General features: G+C 68.0%; 25 protein-coding genes and 3 pseudogenes (1 of these 28 running past the window's edge). 20 read left to right on the top strand and 8 right to left on the bottom strand.

The window, feature by feature from the left end:
* Nucleotides 1–1,418, top strand: a pseudogene (gatB, locus tag BGN97_RS15385) (Asp-tRNA(Asn)/Glu-tRNA(Gln) amidotransferase subunit GatB) (it extends 44 nt beyond the left edge of the window).
* Between the two features lie 16 nt (nucleotides 1,419–1,434).
* Here gatB and BGN97_RS15380 read toward each other — a convergent pair.
* Both BGN97_RS15380 and BGN97_RS15375 read right to left on the bottom strand, forming a co-directional pair.
* The gene (locus tag BGN97_RS15380; protein ID WP_292703332.1) at nucleotides 1,435–2,031 is read right to left on the bottom strand and encodes a TetR/AcrR family transcriptional regulator; all 597 of its coding nucleotides are present in this window, start codon (nucleotides 2,029–2,031) and stop codon (nucleotides 1,435–1,437) included.
* Nucleotides 2,032–2,109: 78 nt separating this feature from the next.
* Entirely contained in the window at nucleotides 2,110–2,484 is a 375-nt protein-coding gene (locus BGN97_RS15375) for an SPW repeat protein (RefSeq protein ID WP_292703329.1), read from the bottom strand.
* 127 nt (nucleotides 2,485–2,611) lie between these two features.
* Here BGN97_RS15375 and dinB point away from each other — a divergent pair, with 127 nt between their 5' ends.
* Genes dinB through BGN97_RS15360 form a run of 3 tightly spaced genes read left to right on the top strand, consistent with a single transcriptional unit; the run spans nucleotide 2,612 to nucleotide 4,790 of the window.
* A complete protein-coding gene (gene dinB, locus BGN97_RS15370; RefSeq protein ID WP_292703326.1) occupies nucleotides 2,612–3,868 on the top strand; it encodes a DNA polymerase IV in 1,257 nt (418 codons plus the stop codon).
* A gap of 39 nt (nucleotides 3,869–3,907) precedes the next feature.
* Entirely contained in the window at nucleotides 3,908–4,225 is a 318-nt protein-coding gene (locus tag BGN97_RS15365) for a hypothetical protein (RefSeq protein WP_292703323.1), read from the top strand.
* The gene (locus tag BGN97_RS15360) at nucleotides 4,209–4,790 is read left to right on the top strand and encodes a hypothetical protein (RefSeq protein ID WP_292703321.1); all 582 of its coding nucleotides are present in this window, start codon (nucleotides 4,209–4,211) and stop codon (nucleotides 4,788–4,790) included. Before BGN97_RS15365 ends, BGN97_RS15360 begins: the two co-directional genes overlap by 17 nt.
* Before the next feature lie 10 nt (nucleotides 4,791–4,800).
* Here BGN97_RS15360 and BGN97_RS15355 read toward each other — a convergent pair whose 3' ends face one another.
* Genes BGN97_RS15355 through BGN97_RS15345 form a run of 3 tightly spaced genes read right to left on the bottom strand, consistent with a single transcriptional unit; the run spans nucleotide 4,801 to nucleotide 5,899 of the window.
* Nucleotides 4,801–5,271 carry a DUF2017 family protein gene (locus tag BGN97_RS15355; protein WP_292703319.1) on the bottom strand — a complete coding sequence of 157 codons (471 nt, stop codon included), beginning with the start codon at nucleotides 5,269–5,271 and terminating at the stop codon, nucleotides 4,801–4,803.
* Entirely contained in the window at nucleotides 5,268–5,558 is a 291-nt protein-coding gene (gene clpS / locus BGN97_RS15350) for an ATP-dependent Clp protease adapter ClpS (RefSeq protein ID WP_292703626.1), read from the bottom strand. The genes BGN97_RS15355 and clpS overlap by 4 nt, the downstream gene beginning before the upstream one ends.
* The gene (locus tag BGN97_RS15345) at nucleotides 5,555–5,899 is read right to left on the bottom strand and encodes a metallopeptidase family protein (protein ID WP_292703318.1); all 345 of its coding nucleotides are present in this window, start codon (nucleotides 5,897–5,899) and stop codon (nucleotides 5,555–5,557) included. Before BGN97_RS15345 ends, clpS begins: the two co-directional genes overlap by 4 nt.
* A gap of 109 nt (nucleotides 5,900–6,008) precedes the next feature.
* Between BGN97_RS15345 and BGN97_RS15340 the strand changes: the two genes are divergently transcribed.
* The 3 genes from BGN97_RS15340 to BGN97_RS15330 are packed head-to-tail and all read left to right on the top strand — an operon-like array spanning nucleotide 6,009 to nucleotide 8,914.
* The gene (locus BGN97_RS15340; protein ID WP_292703315.1) at nucleotides 6,009–7,562 is read left to right on the top strand and encodes a glycosyltransferase family 39 protein; all 1,554 of its coding nucleotides are present in this window, start codon (nucleotides 6,009–6,011) and stop codon (nucleotides 7,560–7,562) included.
* Nucleotides 7,555–8,319 (top strand): polyprenol monophosphomannose synthase, encoded by a 765-nt coding sequence (locus tag BGN97_RS15335; protein ID WP_292703312.1) that lies wholly within the window; start codon nucleotides 7,555–7,557, stop codon nucleotides 8,317–8,319. Before BGN97_RS15340 ends, BGN97_RS15335 begins: the two co-directional genes overlap by 8 nt.
* Nucleotides 8,312–8,914 (top strand): GtrA family protein, encoded by a 603-nt coding sequence (locus tag BGN97_RS15330; RefSeq protein WP_292703310.1) that lies wholly within the window; start codon nucleotides 8,312–8,314, stop codon nucleotides 8,912–8,914. Before BGN97_RS15335 ends, BGN97_RS15330 begins: the two co-directional genes overlap by 8 nt.
* Here BGN97_RS15330 and BGN97_RS15325 read toward each other — a convergent pair.
* Nucleotides 8,854–9,891, bottom strand: a pseudogene (locus BGN97_RS15325) (HAMP domain-containing sensor histidine kinase); the annotation flags it as partial. The gene BGN97_RS15330 and the pseudogene BGN97_RS15325 overlap by 61 nt on opposite strands.
* A 248-nt stretch (nucleotides 9,892–10,139) precedes the next feature.
* Nucleotides 10,140–10,832, bottom strand: a complete 693-nt coding sequence (locus tag BGN97_RS15320) for a response regulator transcription factor (RefSeq protein WP_292703307.1) — start codon at nucleotides 10,830–10,832, stop codon at nucleotides 10,140–10,142.
* A 210-nt stretch (nucleotides 10,833–11,042) separates the two neighbouring features.
* Between BGN97_RS15320 and BGN97_RS15315 the strand changes: the two genes are divergently transcribed.
* Together BGN97_RS15315 and BGN97_RS15310 are read left to right on the top strand one after the other, a co-directional pair.
* On the top strand, nucleotides 11,043–11,441 hold the full coding sequence (locus BGN97_RS15315) for a helix-turn-helix domain-containing protein (RefSeq protein WP_292703305.1): 399 nt from the start codon (nucleotides 11,043–11,045) through the stop codon (nucleotides 11,439–11,441).
* A gap of 119 nt (nucleotides 11,442–11,560) precedes the next feature.
* The gene (locus tag BGN97_RS15310; protein WP_292703302.1) at nucleotides 11,561–11,902 is read left to right on the top strand and encodes a sulfate permease; all 342 of its coding nucleotides are present in this window, start codon (nucleotides 11,561–11,563) and stop codon (nucleotides 11,900–11,902) included.
* A 3-nt stretch (nucleotides 11,903–11,905) separates the two neighbouring features.
* Here BGN97_RS15310 and BGN97_RS18520 read toward each other — a convergent pair whose 3' ends face one another.
* Nucleotides 11,906–11,974, bottom strand: a complete 69-nt coding sequence (locus BGN97_RS18520) for a hypothetical protein (protein ID WP_363331444.1) — start codon at nucleotides 11,972–11,974, stop codon at nucleotides 11,906–11,908.
* A 158-nt stretch (nucleotides 11,975–12,132) separates the two neighbouring features.
* Here BGN97_RS18520 and BGN97_RS15305 point away from each other — a divergent pair, with 158 nt between their 5' ends.
* From BGN97_RS15305 to BGN97_RS15255, 11 genes and pseudogenes are all read left to right on the top strand, one after another.
* Nucleotides 12,133–12,543, top strand: a complete 411-nt coding sequence (locus BGN97_RS15305) for a transposase (protein WP_292703298.1) — start codon at nucleotides 12,133–12,135, stop codon at nucleotides 12,541–12,543.
* 172 nt (nucleotides 12,544–12,715) lie between these two features.
* Complete coding sequence (locus BGN97_RS15300; RefSeq protein WP_292703295.1) at nucleotides 12,716–13,228, top strand: universal stress protein; 513 nt, start codon at nucleotides 12,716–12,718, stop codon at nucleotides 13,226–13,228.
* Entirely contained in the window at nucleotides 13,225–13,971 is a 747-nt protein-coding gene (locus BGN97_RS15295; protein WP_292703292.1) for a 2,3-bisphosphoglycerate-dependent phosphoglycerate mutase, read from the top strand. Before BGN97_RS15300 ends, BGN97_RS15295 begins: the two co-directional genes overlap by 4 nt.
* Before the next feature lies 1 nt (nucleotide 13,972).
* Entirely contained in the window at nucleotides 13,973–15,307 is a 1,335-nt protein-coding gene (eno, locus tag BGN97_RS15290; RefSeq protein ID WP_292703289.1) for a phosphopyruvate hydratase, read from the top strand.
* Nucleotides 15,308–15,339: 32 nt separating this feature from the next.
* Nucleotides 15,340–15,801, top strand: a complete 462-nt coding sequence (locus BGN97_RS15285) for a CrcB family protein (RefSeq protein ID WP_292703286.1) — start codon at nucleotides 15,340–15,342, stop codon at nucleotides 15,799–15,801.
* Nucleotides 15,798–16,175 carry a fluoride efflux transporter CrcB gene (gene crcB / locus BGN97_RS15280; protein WP_292703283.1) on the top strand — a complete coding sequence of 126 codons (378 nt, stop codon included), beginning with the start codon at nucleotides 15,798–15,800 and terminating at the stop codon, nucleotides 16,173–16,175. The genes BGN97_RS15285 and crcB overlap by 4 nt, the downstream gene beginning before the upstream one ends.
* Before the next feature lie 205 nt (nucleotides 16,176–16,380).
* Nucleotides 16,381–17,217, top strand: a complete 837-nt coding sequence (locus tag BGN97_RS15275; protein ID WP_292703280.1) for an undecaprenyl-diphosphate phosphatase — start codon at nucleotides 16,381–16,383, stop codon at nucleotides 17,215–17,217.
* A gap of 3 nt (nucleotides 17,218–17,220) precedes the next feature.
* Entirely contained in the window at nucleotides 17,221–17,958 is a 738-nt protein-coding gene (locus tag BGN97_RS15270; RefSeq protein ID WP_292703277.1) for an ABC transporter permease, read from the top strand.
* An 83-nt stretch (nucleotides 17,959–18,041) separates the two neighbouring features.
* On the top strand, nucleotides 18,042–18,449 hold the full coding sequence (locus tag BGN97_RS15265) for a hypothetical protein (RefSeq protein ID WP_292703274.1): 408 nt from the start codon (nucleotides 18,042–18,044) through the stop codon (nucleotides 18,447–18,449).
* 361 nt (nucleotides 18,450–18,810) lie between these two features.
* Nucleotides 18,811–19,413, top strand: a complete 603-nt coding sequence (locus tag BGN97_RS15260) for a hypothetical protein (RefSeq protein WP_363331443.1) — start codon at nucleotides 18,811–18,813, stop codon at nucleotides 19,411–19,413.
* Nucleotides 19,410–19,624, top strand: a pseudogene (locus BGN97_RS15255) (ATP-binding protein); the annotation flags it as partial. The gene BGN97_RS15260 and the pseudogene BGN97_RS15255, both read left to right, overlap by 4 nt.

Here is a 19,624-nt window from a genome sequence, read left to right as displayed (position 1 = left end):
AGATGTTCTCCGCTGCGCCGAACCCCGCCAACGAGGAGTTCCACGGCGCAGAGCCGAACACCCTCATCGCGCCGGTGGACCTGGGCCTTCCCGGCTCGCTGCCGGTGGTCAACGCCACCGCCGTGCGCTCGTCGATCAGCCTGGGTCTCGCGCTGGGCTGCTCGATCGCCGAGTCCAGCCGCTTCGCCCGGAAGAACTACTTCTACCCGGACCTCGGCAAGAACTACCAGATCTCGCAGTACGACGAGCCGATCGCCTTCGAGGGCTCGGTCGAGGTCGAGCTGGAGGACGGCACCCTGGTGACCATCCCGGTCGAGCGCGCGCACATGGAGGAGGACGCCGGAAAGCTCACCCACATGGGCTCCACGGGTCGCATCCAGGGCGCCGAGTACTCGCTGGTGGACTACAACCGTGCGGGTGTGCCGCTGGTGGAGATCGTCACCAAGCCGATCTTCGGCGCGGAGCACCGCGCGCCGGAGTACGCCAAGGCGTACATCTCGGCCATTCGCGACATCGTCCGCGGCCTGGGCATCTCCGAGGCGCGGCTGGAGCGCGGCAACCTGCGCTGCGACGCCAACGTCTCGCTGCGCCCGCGCGGCCAGGAGAAGCTCGGCACCCGCACCGAGACGAAGAACGTCAACTCCATGCGCTCGGTCGAGCGTGCGGTGCGCTACGAGATCCAGCGCCAGGCGGCGATCCTCGCCGACGGCGGAACGATCACGCAGGAGACGCGGCACTGGCATGAGGACACCGGCACGACCTCGCCGGGTCGTCCGAAGTCGGATGCCGACGACTACCGCTACTTCCCGGAGCCCGATCTGCTTCCCGTCCAGCCCTCGCGCGAGCTGGTGGAGGAGCTGCGCGCCGCACTGCCCGAGCAGCCCGTCGCGCGTCGCCGCAGGCTGAAGGCCGAATGGGGCTTCACCGACCTGGAGTTCCAGGACGTGCGCAACGGCGGACTCGTCGAGGTCGTCGAGGCGACCATCGCGGCCGGGGCGACGCCGGCATCCGCCCGCAAGTGGTGGACGGGCGAGATCACGCGACTCGCGAACGCCGCCGAGCAGGATGCGTCCGAGCTGATCAGCCCGGAGAACGTCGCCGCACTGCAGAAGCTCGTCGACGCGGGAACCCTGACGGACAAGCTGGCCCGCCAGGTGCTCGAGGGCGTCATCGCCGGCGAGGGCACCCCGCAGCAGGTCGTGGATGCCCGCGGCCTGGCCGTGGTCTCCGACGACGGCGCGCTGATCGCCGCCATCGACGAGGCGCTGGCCGCTCAGCCCGACGTGATGGCGAAGATCAAGGACGGCAAGGTGCAGGCCGCCGGCGCGATCATCGGTGCGGTGATGAAGGCCATGAAGGGCCAGGCCGACGCCGCCCGCGTGCGCGAGCTGATCCTGGAGCGCGCCGCCCAGCAGTGACCGACCGGGCCGCTGTTCAGATCGCGCGAGCGCTGGACAGCAGCCCGGCGCTCAGCAGTCGCGCGACCGCGTGGAGGCTGGCGGCCTCGTGCAGATGCTCGTGGTCCGCGGAGGGCGCCTCCAGCGGGCGGGCGGTGATGGTCGCCGCCCACGCCGACGCCGCGGCGTGCAGCGCGCGCGTGTCCACTGCGGCGGTCAGGCCGGCTCGCAGCGCGTGCTCGATCGTCTCGTGCAGGGAATGGCGGTAGCGGGTGAGCACGGCGTGCACCTCCGGACGGGTGTGCGCCTCGTGCCAGATCACCTCCCGGAGCACGCCGGATGCGGCGCGGTCGCCGAGCACGCGCTCGCCCACGTTGACCAGCGTCTGCACCGGATCCCCCGGCACCGCCAGGGCTGCAGGGTCGAGCGCTGCGGGATCGAGCCGCTCCTCGAGCAGCGCGCTGAGAATCTCGGGCTTCGTGCGGAAGTAGTAGAACAGCAGGCCCTTGGGCACTCCCGCGGCATCCGCGAGGCGTGCCGTGGAGGTCCCGTCGAAGCCGTGGCGGGCGAAGAGCGCCTCCGCCGCATTCAGGATGCGGCTGCGGGTGCGCACCGGATCTGCGTCCTCGGTCATCTCGCCCTCCCGGCGTCCTCGTGTCGTGATGCGGGGCGGCGGTCGCCCGTCGCCCCGCTCTCTGACTCGCGCTGCAGGTCAGGCGTGCGCTGCCCGATGTCCGCCGGGACCCGCATGATGCGCCTTCTCCGCGGGTGCGAGCGCCCAGAGCCCTGCGACCACTCCGACACCACCGCAGATCCACGCGGTCCATGCGGGACCGGCGCTTCCGGCGAAGGAGCCGAACCACGGCGAGAGGAACAGCAGCGCACCGATCGCGGCGAGGATCCACTCCATCGACACGAGTCCCGGCGCCGCCAGGCTCCACACCGCGGCCGCGATCATCAGGATGCCCAGCACGACCATCATGGAGACCGACGCGCCTGTGCGCGGAGTCGTCCACATGGTCGCCAGGACGGCGTACAGTCCGGCGGCGACGGCCACCCAGTCCTGCCAGCGTGTCCACCTCTTCATTGAACTCATCCTCCTTGCAGAAAGAATGGCTCCCGAATCGGGGGTCGAGGCCCAGTGTACGCCGGGTTTTGACCGAACGGTCAAGTTTCTTGCATCCGGTGTCGGCGGCCTCCGCGAGAATGGAGGGATGGGACGTGGAGACGGATCGGGACGGCTCGTCTCGCCGGAGGGAGCGGACGACGCCGGAACCGGCATCCTGCACGTCGACATGGACGCGTTCTACGCTTCGGTCGAGATCCTGTACGACCCGTCCCTGCGCGGACTGCCCCTGATCATCGGGGCGCCGGACGGCCGCTCGGTGGTGTCGAGCGCGTCGTACGAGGCGCGACGCTTCGGTGTCCGCAGCGCGATGCCGGTGTCGCAGGCGCTGCGTCTGTGCCCTCAGGCGCATGTGGTCCCACCCGACTTCACGAAGTACCGGGCCGTCTCCTCCGCGGTGATGGACGTGTTCCACAGCGTCACCCCGCTGGTGGAGCAGCTCTCCATCGACGAGGCGTTCCTCGACGTGCGCGGCGTCCGGCGGCTGTGGGGCAGCCCGGGGCGGATCGCGGTGCTGCTGCGCCGGCGCGTGCAGGAGGAGGTGGGCATCACCTGCAGCGTGGGCGTGGCCGCGACGAAGCACGTCGCGAAGATGGCGTCCACAATCTCCAAGCCGGACGGGATGCTCATCGTGCCGGCCGCGCGCACCCAGGAGTTCCTCGATCCGCGGCCGGTCGGCGCGATGTGGGGTGTGGGTCCCAAGGCCGCCGAGGCGCTGGAGCGGCGCGGCATCCGCCTCATCCGTGATGTGCGCGAGACGCCGCTCGACGCGCTGTCCCGCGCCGTGGGTCCCGCGCTGGCACAGCGGATGCAGCAGCTCGCGCGCGGCGAGGACGCCCGCGCCGTGCAGACCGAGCGCGTGGAGAAGAGCGTCGGACACGAGGAGACGTTCGAGCATGACATCGCGGATGCCGAACTGCTGCGCTCCGAGCTGCTGCGCCTGGCCGACCGGGTCGGTGCTCGCCTGCGCTCGAGCGGCTGGCAGGCGGGCGCTGTCGCGATCAAGATCCGCTTCGCCGACTTCTCCACCCTCAGCCGCACCGTGTCGCTGCCCGAGCCGACCGAGGTCGGCCAGCGGATCGGGGAGACCGCCGTCGCGCTGTTCGACCAGATCGCGAGGCGTGATCCCGTGCGTCTGGTGGGGGTGCGGGCCGAGAAGCTCCGGGAGGCGTCGGGCGGCGCGCTCGCGCTCTGGGACGACGACGAGGACCAGCGCCGGCTGGAGGGGACGCTCGACGACGCCAGGGCGCGGTTCGGCGTCGGCATGATCACCCGGGCCAGGCATGTCGGCCGATCCGGCGATCGGTCCGCGGGCCAGCAGCCGAGGCCGTTCGGCCGGGAGTGAGCGTCGCGCGGTTCCTGTGCTGTCGGCTAGCGTGGGAGGATGCCGAACATTGCACTGAAGCTGGGCGAACAGGCCGCTTCTTTCGGAGTGAAGGGCGCCTATGGTGAGTCCCTCGAGATCGACGGCGTGAGCGTCACGCCGGTTGCGCTGACGATCACGGGCTTCGCCGGCGGTGGCGTGGAGCAGGGTGAGGGCGGCACGGGTGGCGGCATCGCCGTCCCGCTCGGCGTGTACGTCCGCCGCGAGGAGGGTCTGCGGTTCGAGCCGAACATCGTCTCACTGCTGGCCGTCGCCGTGCCCTTCGTGTGGGTGGTCGGCCGCGCTCTCAGCCGTGTGATCCGTGCACTCAAGAAGTGACGATCCGCTCGATGCCGCGCTGACCGCGGCGACCGCGCGCATCTGCGACGCGATCCTCGCCGTGCAGGCGTCCAACCCAGTGGTGGTGATCGACGGACGCAGCGGTGCGGGCAAGAGCAGCCTGGCCGCGCGGGTGATACGCGCGTGGCCGCTGCGCACTCCGGCTCAGCTGATCGCGCTGGATTCCATCTACCCCGGATGGACCGGGCTCGAGGAGGGCGCGGAGATCGCCCGGGAGTCGGTGCTCGTGCCGCACGGCCGCGGGCTGCTGGGGACCTGGCACCGCTGGGACTGGGAGCGCGAGCAGACGGCCGAGGCGCATGCGGTCGATCCGGCGCTGGGACTGGTGCTCGAGGGGTGCGGCGCACTGACGCCGGCATCCGCTCGCCTGGCGGACGTGACCGTGTGGGTCGACGGTCCCCGCTCGTCGCGGCACACCAGGGCGCTGGAGCGGGACGGAGACGGGTTCCGGCCGTTCTGGGACATGTGGGCGGCACAGGAGGACGCGCACATGGCCGCTCACGATCCGCAGAACCTCGCCGGGATCAGCATCCGCACGCCGTAGCGGTGCCGGCTCACTCCTCATCCAGGCGGTCGGCGAGCTGGACGAGCAGCTCCAACCGGTAGCCCAGCCAGTCGTATGTGCCGAAGCGGGGATCGTCGGGATCGTGTCGGTCGTCGCGGTCGATGCCCAGGCGCGAGGCGAGGACGAGTCGCATCGCCGAGAGCGTCCGCAGCCAGCCGTCCAGGTCCGCGCGGGGGACCTCGACGATGTCGGCGCCGGCATCCGTCTCGAACCGCTCCAAGGCCGTGCGGACGGTCCGCGCGTCCGAGATCCGCTGGTCGACGAGGTCGTCGCGCGTGCCGCGCCGGTACTCCTCGGCCGCCGCCGGGTCGTCGGGGTAGGCGTCGGGCGCGAGACGCTCCAGCGCCTCGTCCGGAGTCTCGCGCGGTGCATCCAGCAGCGCGACGAAGTCGTCGAGGAGAGCGATGAGGTGACGACCCTCGATGCTCGCGAACGGGACGGACAGCGCGCCACCGGTCATTCGCCCGCCTCCCGCACCGTCGCCCACAGCCCGAAGCCGTGCATCGCCTGGGCGTGCACCTCCATGGTCTCGCGCGGACCGGTCGCGACGACCGCGTGCCCGTCGTTGTGCACCGCCAGCATGAGCCGATTGGCCTTCTCCTGCGGGTAGCCGAAGTAGGTGCGGAAGATGCGGGCGACGTAGCTCATCAGGTTCACGGGGTCGTCCCACACCACCAGTTGCCAGGGCACCAGCGGTGCGGCTGTCAGCTGCTCGTCCATCACCGGGACGGATGCCGGCCCGCTCATGCCCACCCCAGCTCATGGAGCTGCTCGTCGTCGATGCCGAAGAAGTGCGCGATCTCGTGCACGAGGGTCGTGTGTATCTCCTCGCGCAGCTGCTCCTCGTCGTCGCACTCGGCCAGATGCGGCTCGCGGTACACGATGATCCGGTCGGGGAGTTCGCCCATGCCGTACTGCCCGCGCTCGGTCAGGGCGAAGCCCTCGTACAGGCCGAACAGCTCCTCGCCGTCCTCCGCGGCGTCCTCGACCACGAACACCACGTTCTCGAGGCCGTCGACCATGTCGTCGGGGAGCAGATCGAGTTCGTCGACCACGAGCCGCTCGAACTCCTCGGCATCCATCTCCATACCTCGATGCTATCCAGGCGCAGGCCCGCCGGCCGTTCGTGTGAGAACTCTCATGCCGCGAGGCCGGATTTCATAGGATGCGCGGATCGGCCGGCGATTGGCTCTTCTCATGGTCATCACGGAGAGAGAGCTCGTCCAGGACGAGCAGCGTCGCGAGCGTCGCCGGCCGGTGCTGCGGGCTGCGGCGCTGCCCGCGGGCATCGGGGTCGCCGTCGCTCTCGTCGACTACATCGGCGCGGGCATCCCGTCCTACTGGGGCGACGAGGCCGCGAGCGTCATGTCCGGCCAGCGGTCGCTGCCCAGCCTGCTGCAGGAGCTGAGCGCGGTGGATGCCGTGCACGGCCTCTACTACATGCTGTTGCACGTCTGGATGTGGGCGTTCGGCACGGGGGAGTGGTCGACCAGGGCGCTCAGCGCGATTGCCGTCGGCGCACTGGCCGTGGGCGTGTTCACGCTCGGCCGGATGTGGTTCGACCGGCGCACCGCGATCATCGCGGGCGCACTGGTGGCGGTCATTCCGCGCGCCAGCGCGCTGGCAATCGAGACGCGCGGGTACGCCATCACCGCAGCGGCCGTCGTCTGGCTGGCCGTGCTGCTCTCGCATCTGCTGCGGCAGGGCGCTCCAAGGCGCCGCTGGGTGCTGTTCGGGGTGCTGGTCGGCCTGTGCTCCTGGTTCTTCCTCTACCTGCTGCTGGTGCCGCTCGCGCTCTGTGCGGTGACGTTCCTCGTCCCGCGCCGCGGCGCCCTGCTGCGACGCGGCGTGCGCGGACTCCGCGGCGACCTGACGGCGGCGGCCGCGGCGACGCTCATCGCGGCGCTGCCGATCATCGCGCTGGCGGCCTTCCAGCGCAATCAGGTGAGCTTCCTGGCCCACCGTGGCTATCTGTCGCCGAAGGGCGTGCTCGTCACGCCCTGGTTCACGCACGGCGCGGTCGCCGCCGTCATGTGGGTCCTGATCGCCTTCGGCGTCGCGTTCGCCCTGCGCCGGCCCGCCGAGCGCACGAGCGCGCGTCTCGCTCTGAGCTGGCTTCTCGCGCCGGCCGCGGTGCTCATCACCCTCGACGTCATCGTCGCCCCCACGTACAACCCGCGCTACCTCGCGGTCAGCCTGGGCGCGGTCGCACTGCTCGCCGCGCGGGGGCTGACCGGCATCCTGTCCGTGGTCGGAAGCCGGATGCCGGGTCTGGCGCCGGTCGCGGCCGCAGTGCTGGCAGCCGTGGTGCTGGGCGCCACAGTGCCGCAGTACCTGCATCAGCGCACGCCGTATGCGAAGGACGGCGGAGCCGATTTCCGATTCGCCGCCCAGGTCGTCGGGCAGCGTGCGCACCTCGGGGATGCGGTGCTGTTCGGCGACGGTCCGCGACCTTCCCGCACGTCGCGGCTGGCCTTCCGGCTCTATCCGGAGGACTTCGCCGGCCTGCAGGACCCGCAGCTGCTCGCCTCGTACGACACCCGCGCCGGGCTCTGGGACGAGCTCGCCTCCGTCTCGGCGACCGCACCGGAGCTGCAGGAGAGCACAGTCTGGCTGCTGGAGGCGAAGGGTGCCCGCTCAGCCTCCGCCGATCTGTCCGCGCTGCGTCGCGCAGGCTACACGCTCACGGCGCAGCAGCACGTGCACCGCACCACCGTCTACGAGTTCACCAAGGGAGCCCACCATGCCTGAGACGACCGTCGTCATCCTGCCGACCTACAACGAGTCCGAGACACTGCCCGGGATGATCTCCCGCATCCGCGCGGCGGTGCCCGAGGCCGACCTGCTGATCGTCGACGACTCCTCGCCGGACGGCACCGGAGCGCTCGCTGACGCCATCTCCTACGCCGATCCCGCTGTGCACGTGCTGCACCGCACGGTCAAGCAGGGCCTCGGCCCCGCCTACCTCGCGGGCTTCAGCTGGGCGCTACGCCACGGGTACGACCGCGTGGTGCAGAGCGACGCCGACGGCTCGCACCGGCCGGAGGACCTGCCCGCGCTGCTGGCGGCGTCCGAGGACGCCGACCTCGTGATCGGCTCGCGATGGGTCGCCGGGGGATCGGCACCGGGATGGGCCTGGCGGCGCCTCCTCCTCTCACGCGCCGGCAGCCGGTATGCGGGGATCATGCTGCGCCTGCCGCAGCGCGACATCACCGGCGGGTACCGCGTGTTCCGCGCGGATGCCCTGGACCGCATCGTCCGCGCCGGCATCAGCAGCCGTGGATACTGCTTCCAGATCGAGATGCTCGACCGCGCCGTCGCCGTCGGCGGTCGCATCGTCGAGGTGCCGATCACCTTCGACGTGCGCGGCGGCGGCGAGTCCAAGATGTCGGGGCGCATCGTCGTCGAGGCGCTGCGACAGGTGACGGCATGGGGCATCGCCCGCCGGCTGCACCCGCACTCCGACCGGGCGGTGTTGCAGGCGCCGCGGGAGCACGCCCATGTCTGAGCGGGCGATGACGGACGGCCGCGCGGGAGCCCTGCTCACCCAGGTGGTGCGCTTCGGCGTCGTGGGCGGGATGGGCTTCATCGTTGACATCGCGGTGTTCAACGTGCTGCGCGCCCACACCCCGTTCGGGTGGGCGTGGTGGCCGGTCGCGGCCAAGGCGATCTCGACCGTGCTGGCGATCGCCGTCAACTGGATCGGCAACCGGTCCTGGACCTTCCGGGAGCATCGCCGCGCGGACACCGGGCGCGAGGCCGTGGAGTTCCTCGTCGCGAGCCTGATCGGCGGGGGTGTGTCGCTGCTGTGCCTGGTGGTGTCGCGCGATGTGCTCGGCCTCACCAGCGCGCTCGACGACAACGTCTCGGCGAACGTGGTCGGGCTGCTCCTCGGCTCCGCCGTGCGCTTCTGCGCCTACCGCTGGTGGGTGTTCGGAGACCGGCGTCTGCCGTCGCCGGAGCCGTCCGGGGAGTCGGAGATGAGCGGGATGCGGATGCCGACCTCGGCCCCCGCGGTGCGATTCGAGGAGATGGTCGCGGAGCCGCCTGCCAGTTCCGCCACGCGTGCGACGATCGCCAGGCCCAGCCCGCCGCCCGCGTAGGCGGAGGAGTCGCTGCGCGTGAAGCGCTCGAACGCCCGGTCGGTGACCGACGGATCGAAGCCGGGGCCGTCGTCGGCCACGATCAGTTCGATGTCCGCGGCGTTCTGACGCAGCGTCACCGCCACGTGCACCGGGTCGCCCTTCGACGCGCGCAGCGCGTTGTCGATCAGGTTGTCGACCACCCGGGCGGCATCCGCGCGATCGAGCCGCGCGCGCGCCTCAGGCGCGGAGATGTCGAAGTCGAGGTCGACGGAGCCGCGCAGATCGGAGGCCGGCTCGGCGAGTCGCCAGCGCACGTCGTCGACGCGTTCGGTGATCTCCTCGGCGAGTTCGCGGAGCGTGCTGTCGCCCGAGGCCGCGCCGGCTTCGATCCGCGACAGTTCCAGCATGCTCTGCGCGAGCCGGATGAGTCGGTTGAGGGTGGCGCGGGACTCGGCCAGCAGGGTGCGATCGGCATCCGGATCGACGCCGTCGACGAGCTCCAGCTGCGCGCGCAGCACGGCGAGCGGATTGCGCAGCTCATGACTCGCGTCGGCCACCATCTGCTGCTCCCGCGCGCTGGCGGCCCGGACGTCCTCGATCAGCTGGTTGAGGGTGCGGGCGAGCGAGTCGATCTCGTCGCCGGCACTGCCGACGGGCAGCAACTCCTTCTCGCTGCGTCGCAGGGCGAGTCGCTCCGCGCTGCGCCTGAGACGCTCCACCGGACGGAGCGCGGCTGTGGCGATCACCCACGCGCCCGCGGCGAAGATCACGGCGCTGCCGATCACCAGGACCCACAGCAGGGCGACGACACCCGACACGATGCCCGCGGCGATGTCGCTGTCGCGGGTCACCAGCACCGTCCAGGTGCCCTGCGGCGTCTCGACGGCGTCGACGTACACGTAGTAGGTCTCGCCGTGATGCACCTCGCGCAGCGTGGGACCGGGCACGGTGAGCTCGTCGATCCGGGTCCGGAGGGTCTTGGGCAGCGTGTTCATCTTCTCGGTCCCGTCCGGGGCGATGATGGCCACATGCTGGTCGATGCCGGGCTTCTCGAACGGCTCGGACGGATCCTCGACGATGATGCCGCGATAGACCTCGGCGATGTTGTGCAGCACAGCCTTCTCGCGCGACACGGCGATCGAGGAGATCTGAGCGTAGACCGCGATGCACGCGGCCAGCACCAGCAGCACCACCACGGCGGTGGAGCCGATGATGATCCGGGCGCGGATCGAAAGCATGCGTCTCATCCGGCCGCCTCGGGCTCCGGTGCGGAGGTCAGCCGGAAGCCGACGCCGCGCACGGTCTCGATCCGCATGCCGGAACCCGCATCCGCGAGCTTGCGCCGGATGTATCCCACGTACTGGTCGACGACGTTGGAGGCGAAGTGGGGCGACCCCCAGATCTCGGAGAGGATCCACTCGCGGCTCAGGGTGTCGTCCGGCCGCTCCAGGAAGGCGCGCAGCAGGTCGAACTCGCGCCGGCTGAGAGGGACGTCGGCTCCGTCCACCTGCGCGGCCGCGCGGTCGACGGCGACGGTGATGTCGCCGACCTCGAGGCGATGGCTCTCCAGGTGGTCGCGACGTCGCAGAGCACGCAACCGGGCGAACAGTTCCGCGAACTCGAACGGCTTGATCAGGTAGTCGTCCGCCCCGGCATCCAGACCGCGCACCCGATCTCCGACAGCATCGCGCGCGGTGAGCAGCAGGATGCCGATCCGCTCGTCGCGATCGCGCAGCCGCGAAGCCAGTTCGAAGCCGTTCATCCCGGGAAGGTTCACGTCCACGACGGCGAGCTGGAACTCGTCCTGTCCGCCGGCGAGCAGCGCCGCGATGCCGTCGCCCACGGCGGTGACCTCATAGCCCTCGCGCCGCAGATGGCGCGCGATGAGATCGGCGAGCTGCGGCTCGTCGTCCACGACCAGAACCCGGGTGACCACATACGGATTCTAGGTGCGGGGGCGTCGCTTCCCGGGATGCGAAGAGCCCCGGCGTCATGACGCCGGGGCTCTTTCTCTGGGTCCCTGCGTGATCTCTTCACAAACCTTACCCCTGGACAGAATGCCCTGATCAAGCGCTGGAAGCGGGGTGTCTACCGCACCTCTCAGAGGGCGTCCGAACCCCCGATTCGCGACCTTCGGGGGCCGGTCGTGGGGACGATTGCAACTGTTCAAACCTTTCTGACCCCGTCTCAGATCGACCAGATCGTCGACGACTACCTCGGCGGCGCGACCGTCACCGACCTCGCCGTCAAGTACGAGGTGCACCGCGCCACCGTTTCCCGGCACCTCACCGACAAGGGCGTCGTGCGTCGCCCGGCCGGGCTCCACGGATGGGAGGCTGCCGAGGCCGTTCGACTGTTCCGACAGGGCGAATCGCTTCGAGGGATCTCCCGCACGATCGGAGCCAGCCGGGACTCGGTGCGGAAGACGTTGGAACGCTACCGGGAGATTCCGCAGCTCACATGTCGGCAGTCATCAGAGACGGACGGTCGACCCAAGGCAGAGGCCGCTCAAGTCGCCCTTTCGTCTGCGGAGCTTCGGGCGTAGCCTGGGTGTAGGCGACCTCTACCTGCTACGCCATCACTCGTTGTGACGGCACGACGTGCGGCTTCGGTCGAACGGTCCTTCTACTACCTGTCGCCTCCTGACAGGAGAGGACTGTTCCCATGCTTCGCACCATCTGGATCGCCAGCCTTTACGTCCGCGCTTTCATGCGCCGATTTATGCCGACGAACATCGCTCTCGATAAGCTCCGCACCCGCCGGGGTCTCAAGTGGGGTGTCCCGGCGATGCTCCTCGCAGGCGTCTACTTCTACCTCGCCGCTGTCATGAACGTGCTCGTCGATGGTGGTTCGTCGAAGTGGCTCTACGTCGTGATGCTCGTGTGCATCTGGAACGCGTTCAAGTTTCTGGTCTTCGGGCCGATCTCGCTGGTGACACTGATGCGAGTTCGGCTTAGTGAGCGTCGCGCCGCAGGTCGCGCCCAGCAGCACTTTGTAACCGCGTAGCTATCAGGCCGCGGCCACGAGCAGCTCATCCCAGTTCGTGAAGCACCTCGGCGGGAGGAGCTCGCGCTTCATCTCCCAGCACGGCGGCGCTTCATCCCGCCGCGGCCGACTCCGACTGCGGTCATGGCGAACTTGCGGTTGAACTCATCGAACGCTTGCCTGACGCCGCGGCCCTCGAAACTTGAATCGGCCTGACTTTCGTTCCGTTCTTCAAGTAAGGATGGAACACGATGAACAGGAAGTACTCGCCGGAGATGCGTGAGCGGGCGTTGCGGATGCTCGCGGAGACGCGGCCGTCGCATCCGACGATGATGAGCGCGGTCCGGCATGTCGCCGGGCTGCTGGGGATGAGCCCAGAGACGCTGCGGTTGTGGCAGCGCCGCTACGAGGTCGACGCCGGGGTGAAGCCCGGGTTGACGACGGATGCGGCGGCGGAGATCAAGCGGCTGCAGGAGTTGTGGACGTCTTCGAGCAGTGCCGTCATCGTCACTCACGACGCGATCATTCGACCCGTGATCGATCATCTTGATCGGGGGCGGCAATTGTCGGTGCCGACCGCGTCATGGTGCGTCATGGTGGCGGGGACATCGGGCTGGGAAGTCGTGGACGTGGATCAGGTCGCACCTGGACGGGAACCATAGTTCATTCGCGCCCATCGCATGGTCGGATGCTGATGACAATCGAGCGTAGGGGTGCTACCTTGGCGATAACGCGAGAGCGTTTCGGCGGTGGGGCTCGCCGACCCAAACCTCGGATATCCCGACAACAGTCCCTATCTCAGCACTTCAACGTGCGCGGAGATAGGAGACCCTCGTGGACCAGGCCGGCGCTTCAGCCCCCGTTCTCGTCCTCGGCGTGATTCCGATGCAGGCTCCGGCCGTCATCGACGCCGCGATCAGCGTTGCTCTTGCGCTTCGTGCCCGTGTTGTGTGTGCGCATGTCGACACGACCCGTTTCGTCGTGGACGAACGCCCCGACGGGTCCACCACATCAAGGCCAGTTGATTCGGACGCGTACGACGACGGTCCCTCTCCGTTTCCCCACACGCTCGCTGAGCAACTGAGAGATCGGTTCGCACGTGCCGGTGTGGCATGGGACAAGTGTGAGCTGGCGGGCAATCCGGCGACCGCGCTCTCCCATCTCGCAGAGCGCGAGAGCGCGATGATGATCGTGGTCGGGACTCGCCGTCCCGGGATCCGTGGGGCGATGGCAGAGTTCTTCGACGGATCGGTGGCGGCGCACTTGGCTCACCAGCAGCACCGCCCGGTCCTTGTGGTTCCGCAGGCTCCGGTGCATGATGGCGCGTTGCCGTGGGAGTCGGCATGAGCGGGGCGATCGTGTTGCTGCGCCATGGGGAGAGCACCGCGAACGCTGCGGGGACTTTCACGGGCATCTCGGATGCTCCCCTTACCGTGCGCGGTCGTCGCGAGGCTGCGCAGGCGGCCCGCCTGTTGCGCGCAACGGGGATGACCGTCGGCGCAACGTTCGTCTCTGAGCTGACCCGCGCCACAGACACCGCCGCGATCCTCGCTCAGGAGGGTGTGGGGCCGGATGTTGCGTTGCGGGACTGGCGACTCAATGAGCGCAACTACGGCGCTCTGACGGGGCGAAGCAAAGCGGAGATCCTCGCCGAGCATGGCCCAGCCCTGTTTCGCGAGTGGCGGAGGTCTGTTCACGGGGCTCCACCACCGCTGAGCGCCCGACAGGTGGAACTCCTGCGCCGGAAGGAACCGTTCTGTCACCTTCCAGCTGCGGCCCTCACGGCCACCGAGTCGCTCGCTGACGTGATCGCCCGGGTTCGACAGTTCCACTGGGAACGAGCACGACCGCGGCTGCAGGTGGGTGTGAACGTGCTGGTCGTCGCCCATGGCAACTCACTACGCGCCTACTGCGCGGTTCTCGACGACCTCACCGAACCCGAACTCGAGGACCTGAACCTCCCCACCGGCCAGCCCCTCGTCTACCGACTAACCGCCGACGGCACCCCGAAGGTGCGCGGCGGCGAATACCTCGATCCGATCACCGCACGGCAGGCAGCCGCCACCGTGGCCCAACAAGGAGGAACCTGACATGAACGACTACACCGGAGCCCACCCGCACACGCTTGCCGGCGGCGGGGACTACATCACTCACCACGGCGATCGGCCCGTAGGGTTCGAGATGGTCGCCGCTTCTCAGATTCTGGATTCCCGCGGATACCCGACGGTCCAGGTCACCCTGACGTTGACCGATGGGGACACTGTCGAAGCGTCGGCGCCGGCGGGCGCGTCCACCGGGGAGCATGAAGCGGTCGAGGTTCGCGACGGCGGCCATGCGTTCTCGGGGCGTGGCGTGCGGCGAGCCGTCGCGAATGTCGACGAGGAGATCGCACCGCTGCTCACCGCCCACGGGTGGACCTCCCTGCGCGACCTGGACGCGGCCGTGCGTCAGCTGGACGGCACCGACTCGCTATCGAGGCTCGGAGCGAACGCGGTGATCGCCGTATCGATGGCGGCCACCCGAGCATTCGCACATGCTGCAAACGTTCCGCTGCACCGCTACCTCGCTCACCTCTCCGGCGCCGAAGAGCGGCTCCCCGTGCCGCACTTCAATGTGATCAACGGTGGCGCTCACGCTCCCGGCGGCCTACCGTTCCAAGAGTTCATGATCGCCCCGGTGGGTGCCGCAAACGAGGAGCATGCCCTGCAGATGGGGGCGGAGATCTATCACGCCCTCGCGGGACTCGTGCGTAGCCGTTTCGGAATGGCCGGGTTGGGTGACGAGGGCGGATTCGCACCGCCCATCGACGATCCCGAACAAGCACTCGACCTGCTGATGGAGGCCATCACCGCCGCCGGATACACGCCCGGGCTCGACCAGGTGGCGATCGCGATGGACCCCGCAGCGAACGGTTTCGCGGTGGACGGCGGCTACCGCATCAGCTCCCGCATAATGAACAGCGAACAACTCGCCGACTACTACACAGGACTCGTCAACTCGTATCCGATCCGCAGCATCGAAGACGGATTCGCAGAAAACGACCACCCAGGCTGGGCCCTACTGTTCGAGCGCCTCGCAGACAAGATCCAACTCGTCGGCGACGACCTGTACGTCACCGACCCGGCCCGCATCCGCGACGGTGCAGAACACCACTACTCCAACGCTGCGCTGATCAAACCCAACCAGATCGGCACCGTCACCGACACGCTCGCCGCTATCAGCGCCGCCCGAGAAGCCGACATGGCCTGCATGGTGTCGCACCGCTCCGGTGAGACCCTCGACACCTTCATCGCCGACCTGGCCGTCGGTACCGGGGTCGGCCAGATCAAATCCGGCGCCCCCGCCCGCGGCGAGAGACTCGCAAAGTACAACCGCCTCGCTCAGATCGAGGCAACCAACGCCCATCTGTCGTTCGGACTGCGATGACCGCCGGTGCACAGACGCCAGATACGTCTCCGTTGCCGCTAGACAGCGACATCGAGGTCGACGACGCACGCACACCCGCGCCCCGCCCGGTCCATCTCCACTGGCGCTATCTTGGGCTCGTCGCGCTCGGCGGAATGATCGGCACCGGAATACGCGAGGCGCTCAGCCTCGCGATCCCTCCCGTGGCAGGCATCCCCTTCACCACAGCAGCGATCAACATCATCGGCGCGTTCGTGCTCGGGTTCCTCCTCGAGACGCTCGCGCACCGCGGCGAAGATGCCGGCCGTCGACGAGTTCTCCGGTTGTTCGCAGGCACCGGGATACTCGGTGGATTCACCACCTACAGTGCGCTTGCCACCGACACGGTCCTCCTCCTCCAGAACGCCCCCGCTGTCGGGCTCGCCTACGCGGTCGGCACCTTACTGATCGGCGGTGCAGCGACCGCAGGCGGGATCATCAGCGCGAGAGCGATCCGACGGAAGGACGCACGATGACGCCTTGGCTGTTCCTCGCGATCGCAGCGTCCGGCGGCATCGGCGCGGCACTGAGGTTCCTCATCGACGGGCTCATCCGCACCCGCACCACGGGCTCGTACCCGTTCGGCACAATGTTCATCAACGTGACGGGGTCCTTTTTTCTCGGTCTGGTGACCGGGTTGGCCGTAACCGCAGCCCTTCCCGAGGACCTGCGGTTGCTGGTGGGCACTGGTCTCCTCGGCGGATACACCACCTTCAGTACAGCGAGCTTTGAAACCATCCGCCTCGCCCAGGACCGGCGAACCATCGCGGCAGCGACCAACGGCATCGGCACACTCGTCCTCACCGTCAGCGCGGCCGTCATCGGATACACGATAGGCACGATCCTGTGAGACATCAGCCCAACTCAACCACCGACCATTCGCGACGCGTGCGGATGGTCACCCGTGCTGCCCACGCACACCCGGTAGTTCCGAGCCCCTTAGCGCCGATTACCTGTGCTTCAACACTCTCATTGAGGACAGCACGAGAAGCCTCACCAGGAGCACCTCCAGCCTCGTCCGGCTCGCCGAGCCCGACCCGAAAGTTACGTTTTCCGTGAACCTCCTGCACGCAATCCTCCTTGGCATTATCGAAGGACTCACTGAGTTTCTTCCCGTCTCCAGCACTGGTCACCTGACCCTTGCTGAGAAGATGCTCGGTCTCCCCATTGATGACCCCGGTCTGACCGCGTTCACAGCGATCATCCAATTCGGCGCGATCATCGCGGTCGTCCTGTACTTCCGGTCGGACATCAGTCGGCTCGTTACCGCGTGGTGGCACGGCCTGTTCAGATCAGAGTCGCGGCAGAACCAGGACTATCGGTTTGCCTGGTACATCCTGGCCGGGTCGATCCCCATCGGCATCGTCGGGTTCCTCGCTCGCGGACTCATCGCTGGATCACTCCGGAACCTGTGGGTCGTTGTCGCCGGTCTGATCCTCTGGAGCGCGGTGATGTTCATGGCTGAGCTCGTCGGGAAACAAACCCGGTCAGAAAGGAGCCTCACTCTGAACGACTCCCTGGTCATCGGCCTGGTGCAGTGCATCGCCCTCATCCCCGGGGTTTCCCGATCAGGTGCGACGATCAGCGCTGGCCTGTTCCGCAACCTGAATCGCGTGACCGCAACTCGCCTATCGTTTTTCCTCGCGATCCCCGCTCTGGTTGGAGCCGGTGCGTATGAGGCTGTCAGTGAAGCTGGCGCTGTCAGCGTCACTGTCGGTTGGGGGCCGGTCTTGATCGGAACCGTGGTGAGTTTCGTGGTCGCCTACGCCTCGATCGCTTGGTTGCTTCGCTTGGTTGCCCGACATCCGATCACCGTGTTCATCTGGTACCGCATCGCGCTCGGAGTCGTCGTCGCCGCACTTCTGGCAACCGGCGTTCTCTCTCCAACGTGACCCATGTCGCTCCTCACCACCGGGCTCACCGTACTGCTGCTCACCGCCGTCACATTCGTGATCGTCGGACGGTTGAATATCCCGCAACCCTGGTTGCAGCCGTGGGCAATCGTCCGCGCCTGCGTGCAGCTCGGCATCCTCAGCCTTCTGCTCAACGTCGTCATCACCGAGCCATTGTGGGTGGGAGTTTTCCTTGTTGTCATGGCCGGTGCCGCTACCGGTGTGGTGGCGGGACGGCTCCGCGTCGGATGGCGGCACATTCCCGTCATCGCCTTGACGATCATTGTCGCCGCCTTGGTCCCAATCGCGATCATTTTCTCCACCACTGCCGTCGATTTCACGACCCGGTACACCCTGGCGCTTGCTGGCATCGTGATCGGAAACACGATGACCGTCACGACTTTGATGGGGCGGAACGTGCAGCAAGCCCTTGTGACGGATCACGACGAAATCGAGGGATGGCTCGCATTGGGCGCAACACCCCGCCGGGCCGCGCAACACTCCGTCAGAACCGCAGCAGCAACGGCGCTCATCCCCTCGACCGATCAGGCCCGAACCACTGGGATAGTCACTCTTCCCGGCGCATTCGTCGGAGCCGTTTTTGCTGGCGCCTCCCCACTGGACGCCGCACAGTTTCAACTTCTCGTACTCGCCGCCATTCTCACCGCAGCCGCGATCGCCGCCACTCTAGTCACAGCATTCTTTGGTGCGCCCACCCAACTCCCGTCCATTCGCGGCTGACCTCGACCACCCCTCGCTGCGAACGGAAGAGACGTCGAGCCGGCGCTATACGGTGAATACGAACCCCACGATTGGATCCATTCATGACTCACGCCAATGAACCTGATGAGGGGGTCCACGGCGAGCTGACGCAAGATAGCCAGAGCCTTCCCCGGCGTGGTGCGCCGCTGTGGCGTCGCCTCGCGCAGGGTGCGCATGCGCTTAGCGAGCGGCTCGGACCTAACGGGGCGCTGATTCTTATCCTGGCTTTCGGATTGGTTCTTGTTGTCGCTCTAAGCATCGCCGCCGCGCAGGTGTACGACAACGTCGTCGACGCCGATGGAGTCGCGGGGATCGACCGGCCTCTGCTCGATTTCGCGATGACACTCCGATCACCCTGGCTCGACATCATTCTCACGGGCTATACCGAGATAGCCGGCCCGCTCGGCATGCCCATCATTGCCATCACTGCAGCCGGAGAGGTCCGGATAGCTTCCTCAATCTGGTCTTGAGCGCAGTGTCGCTTCAGCGCAGTCCTCAAGTATTGCGCTCGGTTGATCCGGACACCGGGAAGCTTCGCAGCGGCGTCTAGTACCTGCGTAAATTTCGTACCAGCGCTCTGGATTTCATTCGGGGTGTCCATGAAAGCAATCGTATAACTGGGGTCTGACACAGGATGTGGCGGTGCACCTACGGGGCAATCCACTTGCTCAGGAGGTCATCATGCCCACGTTCTACGATCCCGGTGCTGACGCCGGTGAGGCCTCGGAAGCACTCCGGGGCCTTGCACACGCCAGCCGCACCTTCGAACACCCGCGAGACCTCTACGGGGTCCTCGGAGACGTGCTCTACGGTGTCCGTTCGCTTCGGCAGGTGCTCGACCAGCTCGCCCGCGCTCACGTCGAGAACCGGCCGCGTGCTTTCGACGATCACGGCGGCCACGAGGTCGGTTCGAAAGCCGCGCTCGATGCCGCCGACGAGCTGCACCAGGCGGCGACGTTGATTGATCAGGTCGAGGACCGGCTCGATAAGGCGCATGCCGCGAGCGGCCGTGTCGCGTGGCGGGATGAGCCCGCGGTGGAGCAGGTGACGGTGAAGCGGTGGGTCAGTATCTGCTTCCTCCAGGGCGAAGAAGCCGACGAGGTGCTCGAGCTGATCGACGATGAGGGCGTGGATGCCGCGATGAGCTTCCTGAAGAACTGGGACTACGGCGACGAGACCACCGACGCGGCCCTCGAGAACGGGTATGTGTACGACCTGCCGCCGACCGGCCCGCTGGAACAGGAAGTCCGTGACGGCGACTACGACATGACCTACAGCCACTCGTTCGGGCACGTCGGCCTCTACCGACTCCACGAGATCCCGCCCGAGGACGCCGTCGACAAGCAGGCCGAGCTTGCGCAGTCGGGGCCGACGAACTGGTTCGAGCACCCCGGTATCGCTGCGGTCAAGCGCGAGCGGGGGCTGGGGCTGTGAACCGCGACGACTCCGAGCGACTGCACACCTCGGTGCTCGTTGCCCCCGCGAGCGAGAAGCGTCGCCTGCGCAAGGAGCGCCGTAAGGCGGCCCAGCAGGTCCAGGCGCAGAAGCGCGCCACCGAGAAGAAAGCAGCCGTCGCGAAGTTCGAGGCCGAGAAAGCCGAACGCAGGGCGACGACGTATCTCCCGAAGGCGGGTGAGGCGGGGGC

It is taken from the genome of Microbacterium sp. 69-10 (assembly GCF_001897945.1).
Lineage (GTDB): Bacteria > Actinomycetota > Actinomycetes > Actinomycetales > Microbacteriaceae > Microbacterium.
Note: the sequence above shows the minus strand (reverse complement) of the source record. Positions and strands in the feature narration are given on the sequence as shown.

Bases quoted from the DNA above. Each gene is read 5' to 3' on its own strand.
- BGN97_RS15265 (WP_292703274.1), top strand. From the start codon at position 18,042: ATGACTCACGCCAATGAACCTGATGAGGGGGTCCACGGCGAGCTGACG.
- BGN97_RS15305 (WP_292703298.1), top strand. From the start codon at position 12,133: ATGAACAGGAAGTACTCGCCGGAGATGCGTGAGCGGGCGTTGCGGATG.
- eno (WP_292703289.1), top strand. From the start codon at position 13,973: ATGAACGACTACACCGGAGCCCACCCGCACACGCTTGCCGGCGGCGGG.
- BGN97_RS15310 (WP_292703302.1), top strand. From the start codon at position 11,561: ATGCTTCGCACCATCTGGATCGCCAGCCTTTACGTCCGCGCTTTCATG.
- BGN97_RS15335 (WP_292703312.1), top strand. From the start codon at position 7,555: ATGCCTGAGACGACCGTCGTCATCCTGCCGACCTACAACGAGTCCGAG.
- BGN97_RS15345 (WP_292703318.1), bottom strand. From the start codon at position 5,899: ATGGAGATGGATGCCGAGGAGTTCGAGCGGCTCGTGGTCGACGAACTC.
- BGN97_RS15355 (WP_292703319.1), bottom strand. From the start codon at position 5,271: ATGACCGGTGGCGCGCTGTCCGTCCCGTTCGCGAGCATCGAGGGTCGT.
- BGN97_RS15340 (WP_292703315.1), top strand. From the start codon at position 6,009: ATGGTCATCACGGAGAGAGAGCTCGTCCAGGACGAGCAGCGTCGCGAG.
- dinB (WP_292703326.1), top strand. From the start codon at position 2,612: ATGGGACGTGGAGACGGATCGGGACGGCTCGTCTCGCCGGAGGGAGCG.
- BGN97_RS15330 (WP_292703310.1), top strand. From the start codon at position 8,312: ATGTCTGAGCGGGCGATGACGGACGGCCGCGCGGGAGCCCTGCTCACC.
- BGN97_RS15375 (WP_292703329.1), bottom strand. From the start codon at position 2,484: ATGAAGAGGTGGACACGCTGGCAGGACTGGGTGGCCGTCGCCGCCGGA.
- clpS (WP_292703626.1), bottom strand. From the start codon at position 5,558: ATGAGCGGGCCGGCATCCGTCCCGGTGATGGACGAGCAGCTGACAGCC.
- BGN97_RS15365 (WP_292703323.1), top strand. From the start codon at position 3,908: ATGCCGAACATTGCACTGAAGCTGGGCGAACAGGCCGCTTCTTTCGGA.
- BGN97_RS15380 (WP_292703332.1), bottom strand. From the start codon at position 2,031: ATGACCGAGGACGCAGATCCGGTGCGCACCCGCAGCCGCATCCTGAAT.
- crcB (WP_292703283.1), top strand. From the start codon at position 15,798: ATGACGCCTTGGCTGTTCCTCGCGATCGCAGCGTCCGGCGGCATCGGC.
- BGN97_RS15270 (WP_292703277.1), top strand. From the start codon at position 17,221: ATGTCGCTCCTCACCACCGGGCTCACCGTACTGCTGCTCACCGCCGTC.
- BGN97_RS15295 (WP_292703292.1), top strand. From the start codon at position 13,225: ATGAGCGGGGCGATCGTGTTGCTGCGCCATGGGGAGAGCACCGCGAAC.